This is a genomic window from Enterococcus sp. AZ188 (assembly GCF_050544075.1).
Lineage (GTDB): Bacteria > Bacillota > Bacilli > Lactobacillales > Enterococcaceae > Enterococcus_D > Enterococcus_D entomosocium.
Genome location: NZ_CP172943.1, coordinates 3,776,562 through 3,783,439, shown reverse-complemented (window position 1 = coordinate 3,783,439; position 6,878 = coordinate 3,776,562). Strand labels below are relative to the sequence as shown.

Genomic DNA, 6,878 nt, shown 5'->3' with positions numbered 1-6,878 from the left:
AAATTGTCCTCCTATAACTAAGAATAGATATAACTAAAATAGCACGGATTGAAAAAGTTTTCCACAGATTACGATAAAAAAGGTTAGAAAAAAATACTTTTCCACAAAACGGGATAAAAGAAAAAAGGAAATGCACATGTTCGAAAATGCACTATCCACAGGTAGAAAAAGAATGTGCATAACTAGAAAAAATTCTCTCTTATCCACAGATCTATGTGAAGATCACGCCTTGATAATACTAGGTTTTAGGCCAGTTATCAACAGCTGTAAAAGCGATTGTGGAAAACTTTTCTACAGGCTGTTTGTTTGTGGAAAAAGTCAAAATAACTCTGGGGAAAAAGTTATCCACAAAAATTAGCTGTAAACAGCAAATCCACACAAATCAAGGGAATTGTGGATAAAGAATGGTCGATTTTGAGCAAACTTCTTATTGACAAACTAGTACTTGACTCGTTATACTATCAAAGTATGTCTGTGCGCATAAGCATTATCCTGATGGAGGTGGAAATAAATGAAAAGAACGTATCAACCAAATAAACGTAAACGTCAAAAAGTTCACGGATTCCGTAAACGTATGAGTACAAAAAATGGACGTCGTGTTTTAGCTAGCCGTCGTCGTAAAGGCAGAAAGGTTATTTCTGCGTAAGCCACTGAATGCCAGTGGTTTTTTTTTATGCCGTTTTTGCGGAATATAGTGTCTGACTTTTGGCAAATATGGTATTATTGACAGGTGAGTGGTTACGGATTCAATCCGTTTCGCGAAGCTTAATTGAAAGAAGTGAAGGAACCGAAGATGAGAAAATCCTATCGAGTAAAAACAGAGCAAGATTTTCAAAAAGTTTTTCAGGCAGGAAATTCTTTTGCAAATCGGAAGTTCGTGGTGTATGTCTTACCTAAAGAGCAATCACATTTTCGAGTTGGTTTATCTGTAGGAAAAAAAGTCGGTAATGCAGTGAAGCGAAATGAGGTCAAACGTAAGATTCGTGCGAGCTTAACGGAAATGAAGCCGCGAATCGAACCAGCGATCGATTTTATTGTGATCGCCCGTCCAAGTATCGCCACTTGTTCCTCAAAGGAAATCTACTCGAATTTAGAGCATGTCTTAAAGCTTGCCAAAATTATTCATTAATGGAAAGGAATTAGTTACGTGAAAAAAGGGAAACGCGTCTTACTATTTTTGGGAGTTCTCTCATTAGTAGTTGTCTTATCTGCCTGCGGTGCAACAGGTGAAGTAAATGCACAAAGTACCGGTCTATGGGATCGTTACATCGTTTATTATTTTGCAGAGGCGATCAAAGCCCTCTCCTTCGGCAATGCCGGGATCGGGATCATCCTCTTTACATTGATCATCCGGGTCATTTTGATGCCGTTGATGCACTTTCAAACCAAAAGCATGCGCAAAACGCAAGAATTACAACCGAAGCTAAAAGCGCTGCAGCAGCAATATGCGTCAAAAGATACAGAAACACAAAGCAAGTTAAAAGAAGAAACACAACGTTTGTATGCGGAAAACAATGTCAATCCCTATGCCGGCTGTCTACCATTATTGGTACAAATGCCGATTTTGATGGCCTTGTGGCAATCGATCTCACGGGTTCCTGCTCTGCAAGAAGGAAAATTCTTATGGCTGCAGCTGGGTGATCGTGACCCATACTTCATCTTGCCGATTTTAGCGGCGCTCTTTACTTTTGCAAGTACCTACTTATCAAGTATGAGCCAAGTGGAATCAAATGCGAGTTTGAAAATCATGAATTTCGCTATGCCGATGATGATCTTACTGATGGGGATCAACATTGCCAGCGGTCTTTCCTTGTACTGGGTTGTTTCTAATGCATTCCAAGTCTTGCAAACAATGATCTTAAATAACCCATTCAAGATTCGCCAAGAAAGAGAAGAAGCCGCCCGCAAAGAACGCGAGCGTGAACGAGCCCTGAAAAAAGCAATGAGTCCTAAAAAGAAACGGAAAAAATAAGAGGAGGTTGCACTGCAATGCCGATTTATGAAAATCTGACAGTAGCTGAAGCAATTCAAGAGGGATTGCAAGTCCTTGGTATCACCAAAGATCAAGCAGTAATCGAAGTCCTGGATGAAGGAAAAAAAGGCTTCTTGGGGCTAGGAAAAAAACAAGCACGGGTCTCCATTGAAAAAAGAATCGTTGAAGAACCGGCACCCGTTGAAGAAGTACCAGCAAAACCGCTGGTAGAACCAGATCCTGTGACGACAGAGGATGCAAGCAGTGTGATGGAGGCGGCCGCGAGCGAACCTGTTTTGCTGACGGATCTTTCAGATGAGGAAGCATTGGCTCAGTTGGGACTCTATCTGACAAATATTTCAAAAGCATTGAATGCACCTGCCTTAGTAAAAACCGCTCGTCAAGACGGCGTGATCGTCTTTCAATTAGAAACGCAAAAACAAGGCATTTTGATTGGGAAGCACGGCAAAACCTTGAATGCACTGCAATATTTGGCGCAAGTTTATATTCATCGCATCGCGAAAAACAAATTGTCGATCGTTGTGAATGTCGGGGATTACCGTGAAAAACGTCAAGCGATCTTAGAACGTTTGGCCAGCCGTACTGCTGAAAAAGTCAAACGAACAGGCCGCCCGGTCTTTTTAGAGCCGATGCCGGCGTTTGAAAGAAAACAGATCCATTCCGTATTGAGTAAAGATGCGTATGTTCAAACTCATTCTGAAGGGGATGAACCGTATCGCTACTTAGTAGTGGAACCTGCGGACAAACGAATTTAATGAAAAAAGGGAAAGGCGGTCTGACAAGCCTTTCCCTTTTTTGATGGGAAAAAGCGATTGACAACAAATTTAAAACCAAGTATCCTTGACTAGAAATCATTCTTATCAAAGTCAACATACGTTACGTAGGTCAGCCTTTGGTATCAAAAAAGAGTCCGTATGCCGCGGACTCTTTTTTGTATTTCGTTGTTCAAAGGGGCAATTAGCCGCCAATGGTTGATTGAGTAAATTGAACCACCGTACCATAGGCAAAGATCTCAAGGTAGGTTTTGTCGCCTTCGACGATGCGGTCGTGTTCGAAATGACAGTTGATCACTGCATTCGCACCGTAGCTGTGAGCTGTTTCTTTTAAGCGATAGGTCACATCTGCCAAAAGATCGTTCAAATTCACAGATGTATCAAATAGATCTACTTCGATTTTGTCTGCCGCAAAGACGATATCCCGCACGACATAAGGCCGATTCACGTTTCCTGTCGATAAAATGATTTCTTTAATGCGGGCAGCACTGTTTGATGATTTGATGGTTTCCATAATAGATCCCTCTTTTCTTATTCTTTGCTTTTATTTTAAAGGTTTTTGCGGACAGATGCAAAATTTAAAAGTTTTTGAAGGAAGCTTGCGACTCGCGCAAAAATGTGCTAATCTATTTCCAGAATTTAATTGACAAGCAGTCAAAGTGCTAAGTCTACTCGTTTTTATTGATTTTCAATCAATTTGACGGGTGGAGTGGGCACTTTTTTTATGTGAAAAAATAGGAGGAGCATGCAACATGGCGAATATTACGCAAGAATTTGATACGATTGCCGCAATTTCCACCCCGCCAGGCGAAGGGGCCATCAGTATTGTGCGATTAAGCGGGGAAGAAGCAATCGCAATTGCGGATCGGATTTTTCAAGCAGGCACTAAAACCCTCGCCCAAGTCCCTAGTCATACGATTCATTATGGTCATATCGTGGACCCAGAAGAAAACCGTTTGATGGATGAAGTGATGCTTTCAGTGATGAAAAAGCCGCGGACCTTTACCCGAGAAGATGTCGTTGAGATCAACTGTCACGGCGGGATCGTTGTCGTCAATCAACTCTTGCAGCTGGTTTTACGACAAGGTGCACGTTTGGCTGAGCCGGGGGAATTCACGAAGCGGGCCTTTTTAAATGGACGGGTTGATCTTTCTCAAGCCGAGGCGGTGATGGACCTGATTCGTGCTAAGACCGATAAGGCGATGAATCTCGCTGTCAATCAGCTGGATGGCAATCTTTCCCACTTGATTCGGACCTTACGCCAAGAGATCTTAGAGACGTTGGCGCAAGTTGAAGTGAATATCGATTACCCTGAATACGATGATGTGGAAGAATTGACGACCCGCTTATTGTTAGAAAAGGCCACGATGGTCAAAGGGCAGATCCAAGCCTTATTAGCAACTGCCCAACAAGGAAAAATTTTGCGAGAAGGCCTGAGTACTGCGATCATCGGTCGGCCGAATGTCGGTAAATCCAGCTTATTGAACCATTTATTAAGGGAAGAAAAAGCTATCGTAACAGACATTGCTGGTACGACTCGAGATGTCATTGAAGAGTATGTCAATGTTCGCGGGGTACCGTTGAAACTGATCGATACGGCTGGTATCCGCGAAACGGAAGATGTCGTTGAGAAAATTGGGGTCGAACGCAGCCGCAAAGCACTGGCAGAAGCGGAGTTGATTTTGCTGGTTCTCAACCAAAGCGAAGGATTGACCCAGGAAGACAAACAATTGCTGGAGCTGACTGCTGGCAGCCGTCGGATCATCTTATTGAATAAGACCGACCTTGAGCCAAAACTAGCGCCCGCTGAATTAGCGCAGTACGCAGCAGATGAACCGATTTTTTCTGTCTCTGTATTGACCAACGAAGGCTTGGATCAACTGGAACAAGCCATTGCCGATCTATTCTTTGGGGGGAAAACCACCGACAAGGATGCTTCCTATCTTTCTAACACCCGCCACATTGCCTTATTAGAAAATGCCGTTCAGTCGTTGTCTGAGGTCATCCAAGGGATCGAAGCAGGAATGCCTGTCGACTTGGTTCAAATCGATATGACACGTTGCTGGGACTATCTAGGAGAAGTTGTCGGCGACAGTGTCCAAGATGAGTTGATCACCCAATTATTTAGTCAGTTTTGTTTAGGAAAATAAAGAATGCGCCACTGGCGTAAAAAGGAGAACACCATGCAAGAATATCAAGCAGAAAGTTATGACGTGATCGTTGTTGGTGCCGGCCATGCCGGATCAGAAGCTGCCTTAGCAGCCAGCCGAATGGGGGCAAAAACCCTTTTACTGACCATCAACTTAGACATGGTCGCATTCATGCCTTGTAATCCCTCCGTCGGCGGACCAGCAAAAGGCGTCGTGGTGCGCGAAATCGATGCTTTAGGCGGAGAAATGGGCAAAAATATCGATAAAACCTACATCCAAATGCGGATGCTCAATACAGGAAAAGGTCCCGCAGTGCGGGCTTTGCGGGCGCAAGCCGATAAACATGCCTATGCGGCTGAAATGAAACGAACGATCGAAAAAGAAGCCAATCTAACACTGCGCCAAGGGATCGTTGAAAAGCTGATCGTTGAAGAAGGCGAATGCCGTGGCGTCGTGACATCTACAGGCGCTCGTTACCAAGCCCAAGCTGTAGTGATCACTGCAGGAACAGCGTTGCGAGGGGAGATCATCATTGGAGAGTTGAAGTATTCTTCTGGTCCAAACAACTCCCAGCCATCGATTGGATTAGCCGATCATTTGAAAGAGCTTGGTCTAGAGATCGCTCGTTTTAAAACCGGTACACCACCGCGGGTCAAATCCAGCACCATCAACTATGAGGTAACGGAGATCCAGCCTGGCGATGAACAACCGAATCACTTTAGTTACAGCACACCCGATGAAGCCTACAATCAAAACCAAGAACCTTGCTGGTTGACCTATACGAACGAAGGGACGCACCAAATCATCAACCAGAATTTACATCGGGCGCCGATGTTTACAGGGATCGTCGAAGGGGTAGGTGCCCGTTATTGTCCATCCATCGAAGACAAAATCGTGCGTTTTGCAGACAAATCTCGTCACCAACTATTCTTGGAGCCAGAAGGATTGAACACCGAAGAAGTGTATGTTCAAGGGCTTTCTACTTCTATGCCAGAAGACGTCCAAGTCCAAATGCTGCATTCCATCGCAGGTTTAGAAAAAGCGGAAATGATGCGGACGGGCTACGCCATTGAATATGATGTCGTGGTACCTCATCAATTGCGTCCAACATTAGAAACCAAAGTCATCGAAAACCTCTTTACGGCAGGACAAACCAACGGAACCAGCGGCTATGAAGAAGCGGCCGGTCAAGGCTTGATTGCCGGCATCAATGCCGCTTTGAAAATTCAAGGCAAAGAACCTTTCATTATGAAACGCAGCGACGGTTATATCGGTGTGATGATCGATGATTTGGTGACCAAAGGAACCAATGAACCATACCGTTTATTGACCTCTCGTGCCGAATACCGCTTATTGCTGCGTCATGATAATGCCGATCTGCGTTTGACCGAAGTGGGACATCAAATTGGGCTCGTCCCAGAAGCGCAATACGAAGCATATGTAGCGAAAAAAGAAGCTGTTGAAGCAGAAATCAAACGCTTGTCTAAAATCCGCATCAAACCAACGCCAGAAGTACAAGCATATTTGACTGCCAAAGGGACGGCCACCTTAAAAGATGGCGTTTTAGCAAATGAATTCTTGCGCCGGCCTGAAGTGACGTATGCGGAAATGCTGCAATTTATTGAAGCCAATGAAGCATTGAAGCCAAAAGAGATTGAACAAGTCGAGATCCAAATCAAATACGAAGGTTATATTAAAAAAGCCCTCGAAAAAGTGGAGAAACTCAAACGGATGGAAGCCAAACGCATTCCTGAAAACATCGACTATGCCGCTATCAATGGCTTGGCAACAGAAGCCAAACAAAAACTGCAAAAAATCCAACCCGAAACCATCGCCCAAGCGAGCCGTATCAGCGGAGTAAACCCAGCTGATATTAGTATTTTGATGGTGTATATCGAACAAGGGAAGATTGCAAAGGTTTAAAGACGGTTAATATTCTTTGAAAAACCAATTTATAAATGG

Annotated in this window: 7 protein-coding genes; 6 read left to right on the top strand and 1 reads right to left on the bottom strand. The window is 43.9% G+C overall.

What is annotated here, in order from left to right; translation table 11 throughout:
* Positions 1-511: 511 nt before the first annotated feature.
* From rpmH to jag, 4 genes are all read left to right on the top strand, one after another.
* Positions 512-646, top strand: a complete 135-nt coding sequence (rpmH, locus tag IGI86_RS17435) for a 50S ribosomal protein L34 (protein ID WP_002356012.1) — start codon at positions 512-514, stop codon at positions 644-646.
* 147 nt (positions 647-793) lie between these two features.
* Positions 794-1,129, top strand: a complete 336-nt coding sequence (rnpA, locus tag IGI86_RS17430) for a ribonuclease P protein component (RefSeq protein ID WP_008376940.1) — start codon at positions 794-796, stop codon at positions 1,127-1,129.
* An 18-nt stretch (positions 1,130-1,147) separates the two neighbouring features.
* Positions 1,148-1,972 carry a YidC/Oxa1 family membrane protein insertase gene (locus IGI86_RS17425; RefSeq protein ID WP_008376942.1) on the top strand — a complete coding sequence of 275 codons (825 nt, stop codon included), beginning with the start codon at positions 1,148-1,150 and terminating at the stop codon, positions 1,970-1,972.
* Positions 1,973-1,989: 17 nt separating this feature from the next.
* Positions 1,990-2,748 (top strand): RNA-binding cell elongation regulator Jag/EloR, encoded by a 759-nt coding sequence (gene jag, locus IGI86_RS17420; RefSeq protein WP_086316718.1) that lies wholly within the window; start codon positions 1,990-1,992, stop codon positions 2,746-2,748.
* Between the two features lie 202 nt (positions 2,749-2,950).
* On the opposite strand, the gene IGI86_RS17415 is transcribed toward jag, so the two are convergent.
* Positions 2,951-3,280 carry a heavy metal-binding domain-containing protein gene (locus IGI86_RS17415; RefSeq protein WP_005226284.1) on the bottom strand — a complete coding sequence of 110 codons (330 nt, stop codon included), beginning with the start codon at positions 3,278-3,280 and terminating at the stop codon, positions 2,951-2,953.
* A gap of 238 nt (positions 3,281-3,518) precedes the next feature.
* Between IGI86_RS17415 and mnmE the strand changes: the two genes are divergently transcribed.
* Positions 3,519-4,916 carry a tRNA uridine-5-carboxymethylaminomethyl(34) synthesis GTPase MnmE gene (gene mnmE, locus IGI86_RS17410; protein WP_034859087.1) on the top strand — a complete coding sequence of 466 codons (1,398 nt, stop codon included), beginning with the start codon at positions 3,519-3,521 and terminating at the stop codon, positions 4,914-4,916.
* A 33-nt stretch (positions 4,917-4,949) separates the two neighbouring features.
* A complete protein-coding gene (gene mnmG / locus IGI86_RS17405; protein WP_077453256.1) occupies positions 4,950-6,839 on the top strand; it encodes a tRNA uridine-5-carboxymethylaminomethyl(34) synthesis enzyme MnmG in 1,890 nt (629 codons plus the stop codon).
* The last annotated feature ends 39 nt before the right edge of the window (positions 6,840-6,878 follow it).

Coding starts and splice junctions, on each gene's coding strand:
- rpmH (WP_002356012.1), top strand. CDS start 512: ATGAAAAGAACGTATCAACCAAATAAACGTAAACGTCAAAAAGTTCAC.
- mnmG (WP_077453256.1), top strand. CDS start 4,950: ATGCAAGAATATCAAGCAGAAAGTTATGACGTGATCGTTGTTGGTGCC.
- mnmE (WP_034859087.1), top strand. CDS start 3,519: ATGGCGAATATTACGCAAGAATTTGATACGATTGCCGCAATTTCCACC.
- IGI86_RS17415 (WP_005226284.1), bottom strand. CDS start 3,280: ATGGAAACCATCAAATCATCAAACAGTGCTGCCCGCATTAAAGAAATC.
- jag (WP_086316718.1), top strand. CDS start 1,990: ATGCCGATTTATGAAAATCTGACAGTAGCTGAAGCAATTCAAGAGGGA.
- rnpA (WP_008376940.1), top strand. CDS start 794: ATGAGAAAATCCTATCGAGTAAAAACAGAGCAAGATTTTCAAAAAGTT.